General features: G+C 65.8%; 13 protein-coding genes. 4 read left to right on the forward strand and 9 right to left on the reverse strand.

From position 1 onward, the window contains the following. The first annotated feature begins 334 nt into the window (after nucleotides 1-334). Nucleotides 335-916 carry an ImmA/IrrE family metallo-endopeptidase gene (locus HY699_03225; GenBank protein ID MBI4514812.1) on the forward strand — a complete coding sequence of 194 codons (582 nt, stop codon included), beginning with the start codon at nucleotides 335-337 and terminating at the stop codon, nucleotides 914-916. A 47-nt stretch (nucleotides 917-963) separates the two neighbouring features. After that, the gene (gene larC, locus HY699_03230) at nucleotides 964-2,139 is read left to right on the forward strand and encodes a nickel pincer cofactor biosynthesis protein LarC (protein MBI4514813.1); all 1,176 of its coding nucleotides are present in this window, start codon (nucleotides 964-966) and stop codon (nucleotides 2,137-2,139) included. A gap of 32 nt (nucleotides 2,140-2,171) precedes the next feature. Here the strand turns inward: larC and bioD are convergent, their stop codons facing one another. From bioD to HY699_03255, 5 genes are all read right to left on the reverse strand, one after another. Next, nucleotides 2,172-2,891, reverse strand: coding sequence for a dethiobiotin synthase (gene bioD, locus HY699_03235; protein ID MBI4514814.1), 720 nt, complete (start codon nucleotides 2,889-2,891; stop codon nucleotides 2,172-2,174). A gap of 66 nt (nucleotides 2,892-2,957) precedes the next feature. Continuing rightward, a complete protein-coding gene (locus tag HY699_03240; GenBank protein MBI4514815.1) occupies nucleotides 2,958-3,116 on the reverse strand; it encodes a hypothetical protein in 159 nt (52 codons plus the stop codon). A gap of 152 nt (nucleotides 3,117-3,268) precedes the next feature. Beyond that, nucleotides 3,269-4,657: an adenosylmethionine--8-amino-7-oxononanoate transaminase gene (gene bioA, locus HY699_03245; protein ID MBI4514816.1), complete on the reverse strand. Its 1,389-nt coding sequence runs from the start codon at nucleotides 4,655-4,657 to the stop codon at nucleotides 3,269-3,271. Further along, complete coding sequence (gene bioF / locus HY699_03250; protein MBI4514817.1) at nucleotides 4,654-5,829, reverse strand: 8-amino-7-oxononanoate synthase; 1,176 nt, start codon at nucleotides 5,827-5,829, stop codon at nucleotides 4,654-4,656. The genes bioA and bioF overlap by 4 nt, the downstream gene beginning before the upstream one ends. A gap of 48 nt (nucleotides 5,830-5,877) precedes the next feature. Further along, complete coding sequence (locus HY699_03255) at nucleotides 5,878-9,024, reverse strand: DUF4091 domain-containing protein (protein ID MBI4514818.1); 3,147 nt, start codon at nucleotides 9,022-9,024, stop codon at nucleotides 5,878-5,880. Between the two features lie 361 nt (nucleotides 9,025-9,385). Here HY699_03255 and HY699_03260 point away from each other — a divergent pair, with 361 nt between their 5' ends. Then, nucleotides 9,386-10,201, forward strand: a complete 816-nt coding sequence (locus HY699_03260; protein ID MBI4514819.1) for an SDR family NAD(P)-dependent oxidoreductase — start codon at nucleotides 9,386-9,388, stop codon at nucleotides 10,199-10,201. A gap of 70 nt (nucleotides 10,202-10,271) precedes the next feature. Here HY699_03260 and HY699_03265 read toward each other — a convergent pair whose 3' ends face one another. Both HY699_03265 and HY699_03270 read right to left on the reverse strand, forming a co-directional pair. Beyond that, nucleotides 10,272-11,033 (reverse strand): SDR family oxidoreductase, encoded by a 762-nt coding sequence (locus HY699_03265; protein MBI4514820.1) that lies wholly within the window; start codon nucleotides 11,031-11,033, stop codon nucleotides 10,272-10,274. A gap of 579 nt (nucleotides 11,034-11,612) precedes the next feature. Next, complete coding sequence (locus HY699_03270; protein ID MBI4514821.1) at nucleotides 11,613-12,296, reverse strand: hypothetical protein; 684 nt, start codon at nucleotides 12,294-12,296, stop codon at nucleotides 11,613-11,615. Nucleotides 12,297-12,715: 419 nt separating this feature from the next. Between HY699_03270 and HY699_03275 the strand changes: the two genes are divergently transcribed. After that, a complete protein-coding gene (locus tag HY699_03275) occupies nucleotides 12,716-15,352 on the forward strand; it encodes an OmcA/MtrC family decaheme c-type cytochrome (GenBank protein ID MBI4514822.1) in 2,637 nt (878 codons plus the stop codon). 90 nt (nucleotides 15,353-15,442) lie between these two features. Here HY699_03275 and HY699_03280 read toward each other — a convergent pair whose 3' ends face one another. Together HY699_03280 and HY699_03285 are read right to left on the reverse strand one after the other, a co-directional pair. Beyond that, nucleotides 15,443-19,267, reverse strand: a complete 3,825-nt coding sequence (locus HY699_03280; protein ID MBI4514823.1) for a hypothetical protein — start codon at nucleotides 19,265-19,267, stop codon at nucleotides 15,443-15,445. A 136-nt stretch (nucleotides 19,268-19,403) separates the two neighbouring features. Beyond that, the coding region (locus HY699_03285; protein MBI4514824.1) for a hypothetical protein at nucleotides 19,404-20,238 on the reverse strand (835 nt) is incomplete at its 5' end.

Below are 20,238 nucleotides of genomic sequence, written 5' to 3' on the forward strand. Positions count from 1 at the left end.
AAGATGACAGATTGCGTCCCTTTCGGCCATGGGCCTCGGCCTGACAGTACACAGTACTGTCAGACTGGTGAGGATTTGCCCGGTCGGCTGCACGTTACCCACAGATTTGTCGCACACCCGGCTTTTTCGGAGGGCTTGCTATGGGTTGCTTATACGGCCGGCGGCGTGGTAGAAGCTGCCGCTTTCGACCTACTCCATGCAAGCGCTGAACTGTGCCGTCGTTGACGCGGCTTTTCGGAGCCTGGGTTGCCTCACGGCAAGGGGGGCCGGACGCGACTGGGCACTTTTCACTTCTCGCGCCGCGAGCACTAATTCCTAGAACCCGGAGGCATTCGTGCAAGACTCAGAGCACGCTCGTTCCGTTCGCCCGGCGCCACAGTACGCCGCCGCCCAAGCGATCGTGGACGGGATTCACCGGCGCTTGGGTTTCCAACGCCCGCCGTTTCGCTTCGAAGACTTCCTACGGATCAATGAGTCGTACAAGGTGTTCGAGGTCGATCTGCCTCTCGGGCTCGATGGGCGGGTGTTTCTCACGCCGGACGGCGAACAGAAGACCATCCACCTGCGCAAGGACAATTCGCGCCCGCGCGTGCGCTTCACGCTGGCACACGAGATAATGCACGCCGAGCTGCATTTTCCCGATGGCCAGCTCACCGACTTGACCGCCTGCCGCACGGTCGAGCATTGGCGCGACGGCCGCCGCACGCGGCTGGAACGTGAAGCGGACTTCGGGGCGGCGGCGTTGCTCATGCCGCTGTGGCTGCTCGACACCCAACTCCCCTACCGCCTGCGGCACGAGTATCCGGACACGGTGGTGCGGGAAATGGCCCGCCTGTTCTTGGTCAGCGAGACCTCGATGCGGATTCAGCTGAAACACTACATCGCCCACGGCGGCGAGTTTCAGCGGCCCTATTGAGCCCCCGGCACAGGCACACCGGGGCGGCGGAGGGTGACCGGTCGGCCATGCGTATTCTCTACTTCGACGCCTTCTCCGGTATCAGCGGCGACATGACCGTGGGCGCGCTGCTGGCGCTCGGCGTGCCGATCGAGCAACTGCGCGCGGAGCTGCAGCGGCTGCCGCTAGAGGGTTACGAGATCGCCGCCGAGTCGGTGCAAGTCAACGGCATCACCGCGACACAGTTCACGGTACAGGTTCAGCACGCGGGCGAGCCCGGGCATCATCACCGGCCGTTTCGCGCCATTCGCGAGCTGATCGGGGCTAGCAGCCTCACAACCCCGGTAAAGGAAGCGGCCATGCGCATCTTCGCGCGTCTGGCGGAAGCGGAAGGCCGGGTACATGGGGTCGCGCCCGAGGCGGTTGAATTTCACGAAGTGGGTGCGGTCGATGCGATCGTCGATGTCGTGGCCACGGCGGCGGGCATGTGCGCGCTGGGGGTGGAAGCGGCGTACGCCTCGCTGCTCCCGCTCGGTCGCGGCACGGTGCACTCGCAGCACGGGCCGCTACCGGTGCCCGCCCCCGCCACGGCGGAGTTGCTGCGTGGCTTTCCGGTGCGGCTCGGTGACGGAGACGGTGAGATGGTCACGCCAACGGGGGCGGCGATCGTGGCAGCGCTGGCGCAGCCGGGGGCGCCGCCGCTGCGCCTCGAAGCCGTCGGCTATGGCGCCGGCCAGCGCCGACTGGCTGACCGCCCCAACGTCTTGCGCCTGGTACTCGGCGAGGCCGTAAGGCCGGTGCGCCAAGAAGAGCTGGTGAGCATCGCCACCAACATCGACGATGCCAACCCGGAGATCTATGACTACGTCATGGACCGGCTGCTGACCAACGGTGCCCGCGAGGTCTACCTCAGCCCCGTGCTGATGAAGAAGAACCGGCCGGGAATAGTGCTCAACGTACTGTGCGCTGAGTCGGAGCGGGAGCGTCTGGCAGGAATCATTCTAACCGAGACGACGGCGATCGGACTGCGCTATCACACGGTGCAGCGGACCTTGCTGCCGCGCCAGTGTGTCCGCGTCGACACCGAGTTTGGAGCGGTCGCGGTGAAGATCGCTCTAGCACCGGACGGAGGCGAGAACATCGCACCCGAGTACGACGATTGCCGCCGTCTGGCGAGCGAGCGGCAGGTGCCGCTCAAGACCGTGTATCAGGCGGCAGTAGCGGCGTACCGGCAGCACAGGTGAGTCGGACTCCCGTCCATGTTCTGCGGTCTACTTCAACGCTCAGCAGTCACGAAGCTCAAATCAACGCAGGCGTCGAAGATGCTTGCCAGGCGCACTCGGTCTGCTGCCGTCTCGCTGATTTGGCCCAGCCACGGGACCACACCCAACGGAGCCCCAAGTAGCTCCGCCAGCAACGCAAGGTTGGTTGCGGCGGCGAGGTCAGCGGCCGGCCCCAGGGCGTTGACCACGTAGCCGGCGACGGTCAGGCCGGTGATCTGCGCGTAGCGCATCGTCAGCAGCGCGTGGTTGATAGCCCCCAGCTTGTTGCCCACCACCACCAGTAACCGGGCGTCCAGCCGGCCACAGAGGTCGGCGTAAGTGAACCCGCCGCACAGTGGCACCAGGAGCCCGCCGGCACCTTCGACGAGTACGACATCATGCTCGGCCCTCAAGTTGTCACAGGCCGAGAGGATGGCCTCGATCGAGATCGGCCGGCCGGCCCGCTCAGCGGCCATCCGCGGCGCCAGCGGCTCGGCATAGCGGTACGGGCAGATCGTGGCTTCGCTGGTCCTGCAATCGGAAAAGAACGCGAGCCGGCGAGCGTCGGCGGGCACAAGCTGGCCGTCGGCTCCGGGGAGGCAGCCGGTCTCGGCCGGCTTGAGCACGCCGACGCGATGGCCACGAGCCGATAGCGCCGCGGCCAAACCCGCCGCCACCGTGGTCTTGCCAACCCCGGTGTCCGTTCCTGATATGTTGATGATCCTGGCTGACACGGGCTCGCCCAGTCACGAGCCCATCTATCAAAAGAAGCGTGCGAGAGGGAGACGAGGCAAGACGCCTCAGGCGAACAGGCTGAAGGCAACCCAGCTGATAGCCCCCCAGAGGGCCAAGCTGATGACCATACCCGACAGGAATCCCATGAAAGGCACCGGAATCCGGTCCACCTCCTCGGCCTCCTCGATCTGTGCCCAATATGCGTCCGCAAGCGAACTCTGCATAGCTGACCTCCGCAAGTGCTACGGAAGCACAGCAAGAGGCATGCCCCCATAAGGTTGCTTGGACGGCCACCATCCGGGGCACGTAAAGTACAGTTGTGATCGTCCGGCCCCGTGAAAATTTTGTCTAATTCGTCCCAAACGGCGATAGCTTGTCAGCCCAGACTGCCGCATAGCGGCTCACCGGTCACCTCAGCAATCGCCTGCCGCACGACGCCGCACAGTGTCACGAGTTCGTCCTCGGTAATGCTCAAAGGCGGCATCAGGACGATCGCGTCGGCCAGCGGTCGGAGGATCACGCCTAACCGGCGCGCACGTTCGGCGACACGAGCCCCGACACGCTCGCCGGCCGCATAAGGTATGCGTCGGGCCTCCTCGCGCACTAGTTCGATACCGACCATCAGCCCCCACTGGCGGATGTCCCCGACGTGAGCCAGCCCAGCGACCTGGCGGTCGAGCAAGTCGCTCAGCTGGGCAGAGCGCAAGTCGGCGCGCGCCACCACGCCTTCGCGCGCAAAGACTTGCAGGTTTTCTACCGCTACAGCGCAGGCCAATGGATTGCCCGTATAGGTGTGGCCATGGAAGAACTGCTTATGCTCTGCATAAGAACCAAGAAATGCCCGGAAGATCTCCTCGGTCGTTAGCGTGGCCGCCAGCGGCAAGTAGCCACCGGTGATACCCTTGCCGAGACAGAGGATGTCGGGGCTGACTCGGTCGTGCTCGACGGCAAACATGCGTCCGGTCCTCCCGAAGCCGGTGGCCACTTCGTCGCAAATCAACAAGGCCCCGTAACGGCGTGTCAGCTCGCGCAACCCGGCGATATAGCCGCGTGGCTGTGCCCACATCCCGGCGGCGCCTTGCATCATTGGCTCGATGATCAGCGCTGCGATTCGCTTGCCGCAGCGCGCGAACAGGTCCTCGGCTTCGGCCAGCGCCAGCACCAACGCGCGCTCGGGCGACTCCTGCCGGTGCCAGCGAAAGACGTGTGGTGGGTTCAACCGCTGGCAGGGAAACAGCAGCGGCCGGAAGTGATGGTGAAAGGTTTCGGAGTAGCCGACGCTAACTGCACCGAGAGTATCGCCGTGGTACGACTCGGTGAGCGAAACAAAGGTGTCGCGTTCCGGCGCGCCGGTTAGGCGCCGGTATTGGTAGGCGATCTTGAGAGCGATCTCGACGGCGGTGGCGCCGGAGTCGGAGTAGAAGACCCGCGTCAGCCCGGCAGGGGCAATGCCGACCAATTGCTGCGCCAGCTCGATGGCCGGTACGTTCGACAGCCCCAGCATGGTCGAGTGGGCGACGCGGTCCACCTGCGCACGAAGAGCCGCATCCAGCTCGGGCTTGCGATGGCCATGAACATTGCACCACAGCGACGACACCCCATCGAGGTAGCGGCGTCCGTGGATGTCGATGAGGTAGTTGCCCTCGGCCCGCTCGATGACCAGCGGCGGCGCTGCCAGCCACTCCTGCATCTGGGTAAATGGGTGCCAAAGGTGGGCGTGGTCCCAGCGTTCGAGTTCGCCCGCAGTCGGCCGCGCGGAGGTCATGCCGGCACCGCGGCCCGCGACTCCCCGAGGCGGGCGAAGGCGGCCAGCGCCCGGTCGAGGTCCGCGGGCTGATGTGTGGCCATGGTGGTGGCGCGCAGCCTGGCAGTACCGGCTGGGACCGTTGGTGGGCGAATGCCTTGGACAAAGACCCCCACTGCCAGCAGCTGTTCGCACCGCGACATAGTCTCGCCCGAATCGCCGATCCACACCGGTACGATCGGGGTACCGGTTGCGGGGACGCGATAGCCGAGTTGTTGCAGACCCGCCGCCAGCCGCGCGGCATTAGCCAGAGCGCGCTGGCGGCGCTGTGGTTCGGTTTCGACCAGGGTCAAGGCGGCGGCCGCGGCGGCCACAATCGGGGGGGGCAAAGCGGTGGTGTAGATGAAACTGCGGGCACGGTTGACCAAGAGATCGATCAGCTTCCGAGTGCCGGTGACGAAGGCACCGAAGGTGCCCAGCGCTTTACCCAGCGTCCCCATTTGCACGCCGATGCGATCGCTGACACCCAACAGCTCGGCCACGCCTGCACCGTGGGGGCCGAGCACGCCGGTAGCGTGGGCTTCGTCGGCCATGACCATGGCGCCGTAGCGCTCGGCCAGGTCGCAAATCTCCCGCAGCGGCGCGATGTCCCCGTCCATGCTGAACACGGAATCGGTGACAACCAACTTGCGGCGCGCCGGCGCGCGCAGCGCGCGCGCCAACTCGTTGAGGTCGCGGTGGGCATAGACGATGACCCGCGCCCGCGACAAGCGGCAGCCGTCGACGATGCTGGCGTGATTGAGCTGATCACTGCATACCAGATCGCCGTCGCTCACCAGCGCCGCAATCACGCCGGTGTTGGCGTTGTACCCCGAGTTGAATAACAGCGCCGCTTCGGCACCCTTAAATGCCGCCAGGCGCTCCTCCAACTCGCGGTGCGCGCGCATCGAGCCGGAGATCAGCCGTGACGCCCCCGCCCCGAGCCCCTGCTCGCGGGCGGCCGCACACGCCGCCTCGATCAACGCCGGATGATTGGCCAAGCCGAGGTAGTTGTTCGAGCACAGCATCAGCACGCGCCGGTTGTCGAGTGTTACCCAGGCGTCCTGCGCCGAATCGATCCACCGTGGCGCCCGGCGCAAACCCGCTGCCACGCATTGCCCCAACTCGGCGGCAATCCAAGCCTCGGCCTTCATCGACCTCACGATTATGCGGGCGACGCCAGCGAGTCAATTCGCGCATAGCTATCGCGCCCGTCCGGAATCGGGGTCCACCATGAGCGATGACTCGTCCACGGCTTCGAAGTCGGAACCGCGAACGCCGGTCTGCAGGTTGTGCAGATCGTCGTCGTCCCAACGCGGGTCGGGAGCGCCGGAGAGGAACCATGACGACCCGTTGTCGGCAACGAACATGCCGTAAGTCTTCAGAGCGGTGAGGATCACCCGGTTGCTGGCGGAAAACCCCGAGATGTCGAAACCAGCTTTGAGCCGAAAACGTTGCCCCATCGGCGGGCGTGATGGATCGGTGGATGACGAGGCGAAGTGGCGCGCGGGCCAGAGATAGCTCTGCCGGGTGCGGGGCACGGTGAAGCGAAGCGCGTGCTTGATGACGCCGGCAGCCACTTCGTCATAACGCACTAGCCCGGGAAGAACCGGCAATCCCGCCGCGTCCGCCGAGGTCCATCCCGCCGGTCGCAGCGCATTCGAATTGAGATCGAACACCGCCCCCGAGCCCGCTTGCCAACTCCCATCCGGCTGCGGCCAGGAGTAGTACAACTCGTACAGGGTGCAGTTCCCGCTGTTGACCACCAGCACGTGACGGTCGCCGCTACTGTTGCTGCCGCCTTCGATCGGGGCGTTGGCCGGAACCGGGTACGGGCCGGGATCGCTCTCGTCGGCGTACCAGACGAAGCTCACGGGCACGAACGGCTGCGTGCCGGGCACGACGACGAAGGGGATACCGATCGGCCCGCCGTTCCAGGTGCCGGCGCCGAAGTCGGGGTGCAGCCCGGCCGTGGCGCCGATGTTGTTCACGTAAGCCTGCGAGCTGGGATCAAGCGGCAGAGCGTCAATGCGCCGATTCCAAATGTTGTCCGCCGGCAACACGGCGCAGCCGGCGAGAGTCGGGCCGCCGGTGACGCTGGTCGGAGATGGAGTAGGGCTGGCGGCCGGGCCGGGCACGGTCGCGGTCGGAGTCCGAGTCCTGGTGCTGGTGGCGGTGGGCGTGGCGGTTCTGGTCCGCGTCGGTGTCAGGGTTGGTGTACGCGACGCCGTTCGTGTCGGGCGGCGGGTGTAGGTTCGCGTCGGCGTTGCGGTCGGGGTGCGTGTCGCTGTGCGCGTGGCGGTCCGCGTTGGGCGGCGGGTGCGCGTATATGTCGGTGTCACTGTCGGTGTACGAGTGGGCGTCCGCGTCCGAGTGAAAGTTGGGGTGTACGTTGGCCGCCGCGTTCGGGTGAGGCTGGCGGTGGGCGAAGGGGTTCGAGTCGGCAAGCTATAGGTTGCGGTTCCGGTCGTGCTCGCGGTGCGCGTCGTGGTGGCGGCCCGGGTGGGCGTTGACGACGGGGTCATTACGGGCGCGCCCAGGATCGCCCGGGCAACGTCGCGGCGAATCTGCATCATCAAGGCGTCGTTGCTCTGCCAGTAGAAGCTGCCGTTGAGCGGAGCGCAGCCGATCCAACCGCAGCCGCCCAGTTGGCTGTAGGCTTGGGCCACCTGTGCCCGCGCATAGCCGCTCAGTCCTTTTTGGTCGGCGAGCTCGAACAAGGCCCAGTCCTGCAAGCCGGCGCGGATCATCTTGAGCCGATAGGAGGGGATCGGCCCATCGATCTCAACCCCCGCCGGCGATCCTTCGGGTGCCAGCACGCCGTCGTGATGTCCCGGGTAGAGCAGCACCCCGTCACCGGTCTTGCCGTAGCTCGTGTTGGGACCCCAAGCATCGTCGTTGTCCCAGGCATTCACCGACCACATCAGGAAGCCGCTGGCCCCTTCGTACCAAGTGCCCCAATGCATCATGCGCGGCTCCATGCCGAGCAGGGTGTTGGTGGCATAGGTCGGGTAGGGTGCGCCCTGGGCGTTGCTTTCGTAGAACCACAGCTTGATGGCTTGGGCGAACTGCCCCGGCCACTCGGCGCGGCCGTACACCTCCCAGGTTTCGTCGTACCACTTGTCGTAGCATTTCAGGCACACGGCGAAGATGCCGAGAGCGGGATTGAGGGTCGCGACGTTATCGGTTGTCGGCGCCGTCGTATCCATGATGCGCGCCTTCCAATCCGGATCACCGTCTTGCATCCAGCGCGAATGCCGGGCGATAGCGGGGTAGGAGCTGGGGTCGGGCTCGTCGAGGGCGAAAACCACGGCGCGGTCGAACCAGCCGCGGCTTTTCAGGTGCGCGGCCCAGGCCGCCGCCAACGCGGTGTACTGCGACTGCGTGCAGGCCGCCTCGTAGCCCCAGGTCACTCCCGGTGAGAAAGGCGGTTCGAGCCGGCTGCTGGGGACGCCGTCGCTCCAGTAGGTTCCATCCAGGTACGGCTGTAGTGCGGCGTCGTAAGCGCTCCAGTCACTCGACGGGGCGCAGCCGTTGCCGGGATCGGGCACGAAGTGGGCGCCGGTATCGACGCGGTGAGCGTGGGCCAGCTCTTCGTAGCGTTTCACGATGGTGCGAGCGCGCGCATTCCAATCGAGCCAACAACTGCTGCCGGAGCATTGGTAGGTGCCACTGTGAAAGTTGCTAACGGCGTCGCCGCTCATTTGGAAGTAGGTGCTAACCGCGCGCATATCGGGCAGCACGAAATCCCACACCGTGACTGCGACCGTAACCGGCACCGGGGTCTGGCCCGTTGCCGTCACCGTCACGCTGCCGGAGTAAGTTCCCGCCGGCGTGTCGGCGGGTATGAATAGATCCATCCAGACAGGTTGGTTGAGCCCCGCGGCAACCGCGAACGGGGCGCCGGCGGGACTGCCCGAATAAGGGTCGCGCAACGGAATCAGCGGGTCGGGAATGCGCCCGTCGCCCGTGGGCGAGTTGTCGGGCACGGGCAGCGTACCGCCATCGTCGCCGACGCCGGTGAAATCAATAAACGCTTCCCGGAAGAAGGTGATGCTGGAAGCGGCAATGATATGCCCGGAACCGTCACTCAGATCAGTGGCCGCGAAGTCGACCCCGGCGACGGTGCCGCCATCGGCGCGCACCACGATCTGGTACGCTTCGTACGATCCCCGCGCACCTTCCAGGGCGATTGACGTGCCGCCTGCCGGTGCGGTGGTGGGTTGGACCTTGTTGGCGACACTCTGCGTCCACACTGTCATCGTTGTTGACGCTGCGGCGGGCAGCCAACGGCACATTACCAGCAGCGTGAGATGCACAACCAATTTCGACATGACACGGTGATTCATCGTCAACCTCATTCGCAATGAAGTCCCGATAAACAAAAGGCGTGCCCATCGCTCACACCACGGGAACCGCCTTTGTCGTCATCGGTTGTCTGTTCCCACCTCGGGCCACAACTGGTCCTCGGCAGCGCGATGCCAACTTGCGGTAGCCGTCGGCTCGTCGACTCAGGGCACGGGCCTGGCAAGGTCGTCACGCAAGCTACCGCGTGCAGGGTGAGGCGAACAGGATGGGCAGGCCACGAGGACGGGCGCGCGGCAAGAGCTTGCAACGGTCGCCCCGCACGCGCTACGGGTGTTTAATGAAGAAATCGAAGAGCTTGGTGCTGGTGGCCGGTGCGCTGGCCTGCGGGGAGAGCGGGCAATGATGAGCGGGTTTACCGGCAAAGTCGCGATCATCACCGGTGGAGCGTCAGGCATCGGCCGCGCCCTGGGCGAGGAGTTGGCCGGCCGCGGCGCACGCGTGGTGCTAGCCGACCGCAACGGCGCGCAAGCGCAAGCGGTGGCCGGCGCCATCACCGCCGGCGGCGGCGCAGCGCAGGCGGCCACCGTTGATGTCTGCGATGCCGGCGCGGTCCTCACGCTGGTCACGCAAACCGCCACTGCATACGGGCAATTGGACTACTTGTTCAACAACGCGGGTATCGCCCTCGCCGGCCGCACTCGCGACATGACGGTGGCGGACTGGAACCGGCTGATCGACGTCAACGTGCGCGGCGTGGTGCACGGGGTCATGGCGGCTTATCCGCTGATGATTACGCAAGGCTTTGGCCACATCGTGAACACCGCTTCCGTCGCCGGTCTGGCGCCGGCGCCCGGTTTCACCGCTTACGCCGCCACCAAGCACGCGGTCGTGGGCCTGTCGACCTCCCTGCGCAGCGAAGCTGCCCGGCACGGCGTGCGCGTGAGCGCCGTATGTCCGGGGTTCATCGACACCCCGATCAAAGACACCATGCCGCTGCTCAACGTCGATCGTGCGGCCGTGCTCAAGAGCCTCCCGGTCAAGCTGCATTCGCCGGTGGCCTGCGCCCGCGCCATCCTGCGCGGAGTGGAGCGCAACCAAGCCATCATCGTCGTCACCGCTTTTGCCAAACTTGGGTGGCTGCTCTACCGGCTGTCGCCGGCACTGATAACGCGGCTGTTGGAGTTGGGCGTGCGGCGAAGCCCGCTGCTGGCCGACTGAGAGCCGGCCGAAGCGGTCCAAGGGTCGCAGACCCCTCACTTGCGCTTGAGCCCGCAGGCGGAGCGCGCCGTTATGCCACCGTCCCGAAGTCCGCAACCAGTGCGGCACCGTTGACCATGCGGGCCTCGTCCGAGGCCAAGAAGGCGATGGTGCGCGCGATGTCGATCGGCTCACCCATCTGCGTCGGACTCGGCGGGCAGTAGTACAGAATGAGTTGGGTCTCGAAATCCGGCCGCGGCACAAAGTTGTGGACGATGGGCGTGTTCACCCCGCCCGGACAGACGCAGTTGGCGCGCAAGCCGCGGGTGGCGAACTCGACCGCGACCGCCCGGGTCAGATTGAGCACGCCCGCCTTCGAGGCGCAGTAATGGGAGTTGTAGGCCTGGCCGCGCAAGCCGGCGATCGAGGCGACGTTGACGATGCTACCGCCCGGCTGCTTCAGCAAGTGTTCGATGGCCACGCGCATGGTGTAGAAGGGCCCGTTGAGGTTCACGCCGATCACCCGCTGCCACTCGGTTTCGTCGAGTTCCTCGAAGCGCAGCGAGCGGCCGACGCCGGCGGCGTTTACCAGCACGTTGAGCGCGCCGAATGCCTTGAGCGCATCCGCGATCGAGGCCTTGACCGAGTTGAGGTCGGCCACATTACACAGGCCGCCTTCGGCGCGGCCCCCCGCCGCGCGGATGGCAGCGAGAGTCTCGCGCACGCCCTCTTGGTTCACGTCGACGGCGAACACCTTGGCCCCTTCGGCCGCAAACAACTCGGCGGTGGCGCGGCCGATACCCGAGGCCGCCCCGGTCACGTACACAACTCGATCCTTGAAGCGCATGGTCATGAAACAACATCTCCCTTTGTCAAACTCTTGCGGGCAAAGCCTGAGCGGCCGCAGCTGCGCCGGGTGGGATCACAGGGGCCAGCCCGGAGTCGCCAACCACCCCGCCCGCGGGCGCTGGTGGTTAACAACTGTTAGCCTATAGCTGAAGAGCCTGTCAACTGACCGGAGGATGACGGGTGTGCGACAAATCTGTTGGTAATGTGAGCCGACCGGGCAAATCCTCACCAGCCTGACAGTACTGTGTACTGTCAGGCCGAGGCCCATGGCCGAAAGGGACGCAATTCGTCATTCCCGCGAAAGCGGGAATCCACGGCACCGGCTCGCTACGACCCGCCACTAGAGCTCTCGCCAGTCCGGGTTCTGAGCTTCGATCAGCTCGATCTTCCAGGCGCGGCGGCACTTCTTCAGCTGCTTCTCTGAGCGTCACCACCAAACTGGATTCCCGCTTTCTCGGGAATGACGGCCATAACACCGAACCACGTTACCCACAAATTTGTCGCGCACCCATCAGGCGCCGGGGTGCGTGGCTGCTCCGGCCCGAGCGATGGTTGCGCGAGCGGCGCCGGACACCGGGCGGGCTTACCACACGCCGCGCAGTAGACGCCACGGGGTTCGCTGCATGTACGCCGCGTAGGCTTCACCGCGCGCGGCCGACAGTCGCCCCTCTTCCATCGGAATGAAGGCGATGAAGGTGCCGCCGAGCAGCAGGCACCAGAGCAGCTGCGCCAGATTGGGATGCATCACCACTGAACACAACCCGGCCAGAATCACCGCCCGGTACTGCGGGTGGCGCACCTTGGCGTACTGGCCCTCGGTGAATAGGGGCGTCTCCTCGCCGTGCGAGTGCGTCATCGCCCCACCTGGCACCCCGAGCAGGCCGTCGAGCATGGTGAACGTCGCCCCTTCGAAGAAAGCGATCAAGGCCACGAGAAAGCCAACCATGGCGGCGAAGCGCAGCGGCTCCGCCACGGCCAACGCTCCGCCAGGAGCCGACCGGTGAAACCACAGCAACGCCAGCCAGGTTGCCACCGTGACCGCAATGTACACCTGACGCTCGATCAGAGTGCCGGCCTTGCCGTAGACGGCCCGCTTGAACCCATCGCTGGTCATCACCAGGTGCGGCGCAATGAAGGCCGTGTACAGCATCAAGTTGAACAGATGGTTGGCCCAAGGAGCCGCGGGATCGTAACGAAACCCATTCAGGATCGCGGCAAAGATGGAGAACAGACCAAAGTAGCCGAAGACCCGATACACAACGGTCATGACTCGCCTCCCCGGCCGCTAAGTTGCTTAAGCGTGCGGCGTAATCGCCCGCACCAGCGGCCGTCAGTTGTTTATTTGAGCTTCACCATAGAGCAATGAGCGAAGCCCAGTCAACTAGGGTCGCTGCTGCCCGTGGCTGGCGAGTGGTCAACAAACCGGGAAACGCCGAAAGGGCTCGCCGTATAGTCAGGCTGGTCGCGAGTGCATTTGCGTTCCTGGGTTCACCTTCGCGCTTGTGGGAATGGCGCACACCAAAATCGCGCGATTTGCGGCACCACGGACTTGAAAATGTGTATTGATTCCAGCTGGTGCCGATATTGCTGCAAGCGCATCCACGTCCGGCGTGCCTTGCGTGACCGCCAGGGCGTTTGCATCTCGCAGCTATTTCGGTTTTACGACTGTTTTGGGAGGGACAGACGATGAAACTGCAAAACAGGGGAACCATCAAGTTGCTTCTGGTAGCCGGCTTGTTCCTGTCCGTGCTCACACTGGCGGGCTGTGGCGGCGACGACGGGGCGCAAGGACTGCAAGGGCCGAGCGGCCCGCAAGGGGACAGCGGACCCACCGGCCCACAGGGCGGTAGCGGACCTTCAGGACCAACTGGGCCGCAGGGTGGCAGTGGACCTTCGGGACCAACGGGACCGCAAGGCGACACCGGACCGAGCGGCCCTTCGGGACCAACGGGACCGCAGGGTGACACCGGACCGAGCGGGCCTTCGGGTCCAACTGGACCACAGGGCGACACCGGACCGAGCGGGCCTTCGGGTCCAACTGGACCGCAAGGCGACACCGGACCGACCGGTCCTTCCGGGCCAACGGGGCCACAAGGTGACACCGGACCGACTGGTCCTTCCGGGCCAACAGGGCCGGGCGGAGACGATCTCACTCGGACCATCAATGAAGCGTGTGTGGTCTGCCACGGCGACGGCCGGATTGCCGACGTTGCGGCCTATCACCCCGGGCTGGTCGAGCCCGCGGCGGTCGTGGCTCGCATCGATGGCGTTGCGATTGCCGTTGATGGTGAGGCCCAGACCGCGCAGCTCACCGTCAATTTCACCGTTACCAATGCAGAGGGCGAGTACATCCGCCACCTCGGCGATGTTTCCCCAACCAATGCTACCCGCTTCGCCTACCTGCGCTTCGCCCTCGCCAAGCTGCAGCCGGCCGCGGTCGGCAGTGGCGACGCCGACACCTGGGTCAACTACACCACCGGCGATCGCACCCCCGCCAACCTCACCGATCACGGCGATGGTACTTACACCTATCTGTTCAACACCAACTTGTACTCGCTATACGACCCGGCCCCGGCCCACCGACTACTATTGATGGTGTTTGGCGACATCGTGCCGCAATCGAAGAACGTCACCTACGATTTTGTGCCGGCGCAACTCCCCGGCCCGTTCACCTTCGCCACCACCCGCAACATCGTGACGACCGGGGCTTGCGAAAGCTGCCACGACCGGCTGGGTAGCCCGCTAGGCGCCGCCAGTTTCCACAGCGGCACCCGGTACCTTATCGAGGGCTGCGCCACCTGTCACACGACTACTCTGGGCGACGGTGATGCGGAGTTCGCACCGATGGTGCACAAGATCCACGCGGCCAAGGACTTCGCTCTCGGCGACTTCTCCGAGGTGACCTATCCGCAGGATCTGCGCAACTGCGCTAAGTGCCACGCCGGTACGGACGGCGCGCACTGGAATACGCGGCCGACCATCACAGCCTGTGGTTCATGTCATGACAGCGTCAATTTCGCCACCGGCTCCGGCCACACCGGCGGCCCGCAGGCCGACAACAAGCTCTGCAGCGTGTGCCATCCACCCAGCGGTGGGTTGTCACCGATAATAGACGCGCATCTCACCGTCGAATCAACGCCAAACAATCCCAGTGTCCCGACCGGCTTGACCAACTTCGAGTACGTGATCGACGGCGTCACGGTCAACGAGAGCAATCAGGCGGTCGTCACTTTCCACATCAACAAGGACGGGGTAGCGCTCGACCTGTCCACCTATCCCCCGACTGGGTTCACTGGTGGGCCGAGCTTCTTGGTGGCCTACGCCTTGCCGCAAGATGGGGTGGTGGCACCGGTTGACTACAACAACCGCGGGCGCAGCGCGGCTCAGCCCGCAAGCGTCTCGCTCGCCAGCTTAGTGAGCAGCCTGACGGGTACGGCCGACAGCTACACCGCCACACTGACCTCGGCGGCTTTCCCGGCCGGGGCCACCATGCGGGCCGTTGCCCTTCAGGGCTACTTCACTCAAACCGCCGCCTTTGACCAGAACGGCGACGGCACCAAAGACAACATCGGGCGCCACAGCTATTCGGTCGTCAAGCCGGTCACCGGCGATGCGGTGCGCCGCGCGGTGGTGGACGAGGCCAAGTGCCTGGCCTGCCACGAAATCCTTGAATTGCACGGCGGCAATCGGGTCAATAACCCACAGGTCTGCGTTATCTGCCACAACCCTAACCTCAGCAGCAGCGGGCGTGGTGCCGAGAAGCGCTGCTCCGTCACTACCAGCACCGTCTGCGCTAGCTCCGCCGATTGCCCCGCGACGGAGACGTGCGGCTATCTGCTGAGCGCGACTGACCGAGACAAGCTCGATGACGCCGGCTACGACCCGGACAATCCACTCGGCTACCCCGAGGCCAGCAATAGCTTCAAGGAAATGATCCACGGCATCCATGCGGCTGCGGCGAGGACCTTCCCGTACCAGTTCGTCCGCGACCGTGGTGCAAGCGGGCTCTTCTTCTACGACTGGAGCGAGGTCACCTTCCCGGGCATCCCGAGCAACTGCGAGACCTGCCATAAACCGGGAACCTACGATGCCGACTTGCCCGCCGGTGCGCTGGTGACCACCGACGTGACCACAGACGGCACGAACGCCACCCCGGCAGCCGTGCGCGCAGCCCGCGCCACGGTGCCGAATGCCACCGACTTGGTGAACAGCCAGACGGCCTCGGCCTGCTACCCCTGCCACAACCGCAACCCGGCCGCGTACCACATGGGCCAAAACGGCGGCGTGATCGACGCCGAGCGTGCCGGTGCGTTCGGACAGTAGACGCGGCGCAAGGCTTCGCGTCGGTAGCGCACCTTCCTGACCAAAGAGCCCCCGGCCTCGGCCGGGGGCTCTTCTTTTTGTAGGCTGCGGCTACCGCGCCGGCGCGCCAGCAGCGGGCGCTGTGTTTGTAGGAAAGGCCGATCGCGCCACGATGCGGTGACCCACCATAGCCAGAACCAGCGCCGCCAAAGTCGCCAATGTCAACAGCCCGGCGAAGCGGCGCAGTGAGGTCGGCTGCAAGTCGAGTGTAACTCGGTGTTCTCCCGGCGGTAGGCGAAACCGGATCGTGCCGCGCACGGGCACGGGCTCAATTGCCGTCTCCTCGCCGTCGACGTGTAGCTTCCAGCCCGGGTAATAGAAGGTCGCTGCCTCCACCACGGTCGCCTCCTCGGCCGAGACCAAGAACTCCTGGTGCGCGGATCGCTGGGATATGGGCCGGACGGATGCCAGCGCCGGCCGCCCGATCAGACGCTCGCTGGTGTATGGCGGGCGCTGGTTAACCCAACGGGGCTCATACTCTTCGTAAGTCGTCGTATTTATGCCTCGGCGTGCGATCGAGTCCGGCGAGTAGTACTCCTCGTCGTAGGTCAAGAACCCCGTGGGCGCCGTGTGTGCGAGGTTCAAGGCAACCAGAACGGCCACCGCGGACCACCGCGTGCGCGCCCCCAGCCAGCCGAGCGCCGGCACGATGAGCAGCGGCAGGAACATCGCCGGCAAGAGCAGCGCTCGCCATGGATACGCGAGGTAGCGCAACGTCTCCACCCGCGACCACACCGGCGCGGACCATGAAGTGGCCAGCCACGCGCCGGCGGCGGCGGCAAGCGCGAAGGCCACCGCCTCGCGCCGCCGCTTGCACTCCGGCGACCTCAGCGCCACCACCAAGCCCAATGCGGCGAGCAGTAGGTGCGCCGGTCCAATTGCGAACGACATGCCGTCATCGGTACCGGAAACCGAGAAGCCATAGTCCCATCGTGACCAGAGCAGCTGTGCTGGCGAGACGGCGTGCATGCTCCAATGAAGCAGGTCTCCTTGCAGTAGGTCGGTCTTGACGAAGGCTTTCTCCGCCAGCGCGGGTAGCCAAAAGAAGGCCGAGAGCCCGAGCCCGCCTACTAGCACCATGGCTCCGACCCCATACGCCCGCCGGCTGCGTTGTGCCAAGACGAAGAGCCCAAGTGCGGGCAGCACCAGAAGTGCAACCGCGTTGTGTGCCAGCGGCACGAGTGCGACCAGCGCGCTTGCCAGCGCGATTCGCAACGGCGCCGGCTTATCAAGCGCGCCGGCCAGACCCAGAAGCGCGGCGGGCGCAACCGCCATGGCCGCGGTTTCCGCAAACGCCGCCCGCACCTGGAGATCGAGCGCGAGATAAGGCACAAACAGCCACGCTGCCGCACCGCCAAGTGCCGCCGCGCGTGAGGCCACGGCTCTCCTTCCTAGGCGATACACCGCCACCGCTCCCACGCCGCAAAGGCAAACCAGGGCGAGCTGTAACGAATCCGTAAGCCCACAGCCGGTCGCGTGTAACAAGTAGGCGGTGACGTACAACAGCGGCGGAGCGAACTGAAACAGCGGCTGGCCGTAACCGTTGCCGAGATCGGGGGCCCAGAGCGGCGGCAGCTGTCCATCGCGCAAGGCCCGAGCAAACTCCACCAACCGCGGCGGGTAGGCCGCCGCATCATGCCCGTCGATCAGCTGGCCACGGAAGAGCGCGTGCAGCGCCAGCAGAACCAAGCCGAGCAGAACCAAGGCGCTGGACCGCCGCGCGCCCGCCAGCTGTTGCGCGGCGCGCGCCAACCGCAAGCTGACCGCATCCTCCGCGGCAACTGCTGACGGCGTCTTGAGCCACCAGGCCATCACGATGAAGAGCAGGATGCCGAGAATGAGCAAGATCGGCTTCAGCGGCCCCGGCGTGTAACGCACCTCTACCTCGTGGATGCCTGCCGAAACGGGGACGGCGGCGAAGCCCGGTGTCACACGTAGGATGGGTGCGCGGTGACCGTCTACCGTGGCCACGAGATCGGGGTACCAAGTGATCTTCACCAGCGCGTAGCAAGGGCGATCGAGCAGTACTTGCGCGCGATATCGCTCCTGGTCCTTCGACTCGTTCAGAATGTGGCCGCGGGGCCTCAGACACGACGCGGGTAACGCCGGCAAGGGCTGCCAGCGCGCGACAGCCGGCAGTTCCGGATCGGCGCCACTGAGCGCCACCACCACGCCGCTACGTAACCACGCGCTTTGCAGCCAGGCGGCGTTGGGCTCGTAGGTCGTCGATGGCGGGCCGGTATAGCGCGCACCGACGTCGACCAACCCGAAGTATCCCTCCGCCGAGCACTCGTAGACGGCGAAAGGCCCGTGCTGCCCGCGCCGCCGCCAGTGCGGCTGCGGCGACTGCGTCGCGGGTGCGATCAGAGCACGGACGCCGAACACCGCGTCGTGCGCCGGATCGCTCTCATCACGCAGCTCCATCACGTCCGCCGTCAGCGACATGGCGTGATAGAGGAAACTCACCTGGTCCATGTGCCCGAGGGTGAGAAGGGCGTAAACCGGCAGATCGCCGACTTTGAACTCGTCTCCCCAGGTGGCGCGCCTGCCGGCGCTGGCGCGGCCGGGTCGCTGCGCCAAAATGACGCGCATCGTTGCCAGCGATTGCTCCAGGTCGGTGCGCTGTTGCTCGAAAACCCGCAGGCTCAGCTCGCTCGCCCGCGCGTCTCGGCTAAGGTAGCCTGCCCGTTCCACGCCGACAGCCACGAGCGCCCCGGCAATGCACACCGCCATGGCGGCACAGAGCGCGCGGCTGCGCGCCGCTACGGCGTAGATGGCGCGCTCAATGCCCCACGCGGCTAGGAGCACCGCCGCCAGCTCGAAGGCGACCTGCAAACGATGCAGATGGAAATCGGCCGGAACCGCCAGTAGTACAAGCAAGTGCCCCCAAGTTACACGCCCGCAGAACAGAAGGAGCCAGACCCCTGCCAGCGCCAGCAGCCGGCGCGCAACGGCGTCGCGGAAAGACCACGCTGCGGTGGCCGCGCCGGCAGCCAACAACACGGTCATGAGCGGCAGCCGGTGGCCATCGAGCAGATTCCCCGAGCCCAAGGCCCAAAGGATCGCTTGGGCTCCGAAGGAATCCCACTTGTACACCGGCTCCCACCGCGAGTGATTTATCTCGCCGCTGGCCAGCAACATCGGCACCGCGAACCAGGCCAGCAATGCCAACGCGGGCGCGGCAATGGTGGCCAGACGAACGAGCCGGCGCGGGCGCTGGCCATCCGCTCCGACCACGGCGCACAGCGCCGCCGACACCAACGCGACGTAGCCGAAGATCATGTGCGACAGCACAGTTGCGGCCAGCAGCAAGCCGGCGCTGCCACGCCTCCTGCCGCTTGCCAGTGCGCGAACCAGTGTGCCGAGAAACAGAATCAAGCAGTGCAAGGCGAATAGCTGCGTGTACAACCCGCTGCCCGAGCGAATGCCGGATGACCCGTACCCGAGCCCGTAGCGCGCGAAATCACCGCTGCCAGACGGGCTCAAGATCAGCAGCGATACCAACCCGCACCCGAGAGAACCCAGCCCGAACAGCCGAGCACCGGCGTAGGCTGTGAACGGCAGAAGGGTGAGGAGCAGGTAGCGAAACGCCGCGAACGCTGCCGCGTGTGACATGAACGGCTCGCTCAGCCGAAGCACACCGGCGGCGACCAGATGCGGCAGCGGCTGGTACGTGCGCCACAGCGGATAACCCAGCGACCATTCGGATACCCACGGGTCGAGCAGCGGCTCGCCGCGTGACAGACTTTGCCCCAGCCGCTCTGCGGCCACTAGGTGGAAAGTCGAGTCGTTCCAGGCAAGCCGCCCAACCCATAGCTCGGGCGCAAGAAAGAAGGCGTTGAACGACAGGGCGCAAGCCAGCAAGGCAATGCCCAACCAGCCGGTGCCAGGCCCGGCGGGTATTTCGCCCTCGCTTTGCGCGAAAACCTTACCTCCAATCCTGGCTCGAAGCCGCACTGTCGTCACAGCGACGTCAGGTCTGATCAGGACCGGCCCGAGTAACTGCCTCAGGTCATCCGCTCGCGGGCGTCGCCGTCGGCGTTGGCGTCACGGTGCTCACCACCGCCGGAGTTGTGCTGGGTGTCGGAGTCCCTGTCGGCGTGGCAGTCGGCAGCGCCACAAACGCCGCCGCGTGTGTATGACAGTTGGTGCATGGCTGCGAGATGTGCGCCGCACCGGTTCCGTCGCTACGGAAGTAGCGCGTCACCCGGTGACAGGTTTCGCAAATCCCGCTGCCGGGGGCACTGGCGTCGGCGAAACTGCCGTCCGCCAGCCCGTTGTCGTTGCTGAACTCCACAGTCCGCGCGCCACTGGGCGTCAGTACTCGCTCATTGATGAGGAACAAGTTGCCGGTCCCGTGCGGATCGTGGCAGATCGTGCATTCATCCTGAGCGCCTGCCCCCGGGTCATGATGCGTCCTCTGCTCGCGGTGACAATCGAGGCAGCGTGGCACCGACTCGTGCATCGGCCGGTACTCGCCAGGCAGCACCGCCGTATGGCACCGCTGGCACCCTTGCCGGAACGACCCATGGGCGCCCGCCGCTGTCAGCCTCACGGCCAGTTCGTTGTGGCAGTAGCCACACTCGCCAAACCGCGCTTCGCTCCCCAGAGCGTGAGCCGGCCCCGAGAACGATGGCACCTGGTCCGCCCCCGGCCGGCTCTGATGTCCGGGGCCGTAGACGCCCGGCAGCAACTCTTCGTGACAAGTGTCGCAGGGCAGCGTGTCGTGCAACGGCAGCAAGGTGGTCGCCAGATCGTTGTGGCAGAGGGCGCAGGAGCCGAACACGCTCGACTCGCCGGCGTTGTGCGAGGGCCCGGGGAAGGCCGGCACTTGCTCTTCGTCGGGT

This window comes from Deltaproteobacteria bacterium, from assembly GCA_016210005.1.
Classification (GTDB): Bacteria; Desulfobacterota; Binatia; order HRBIN30; family JACQVA1; genus JACQVA1.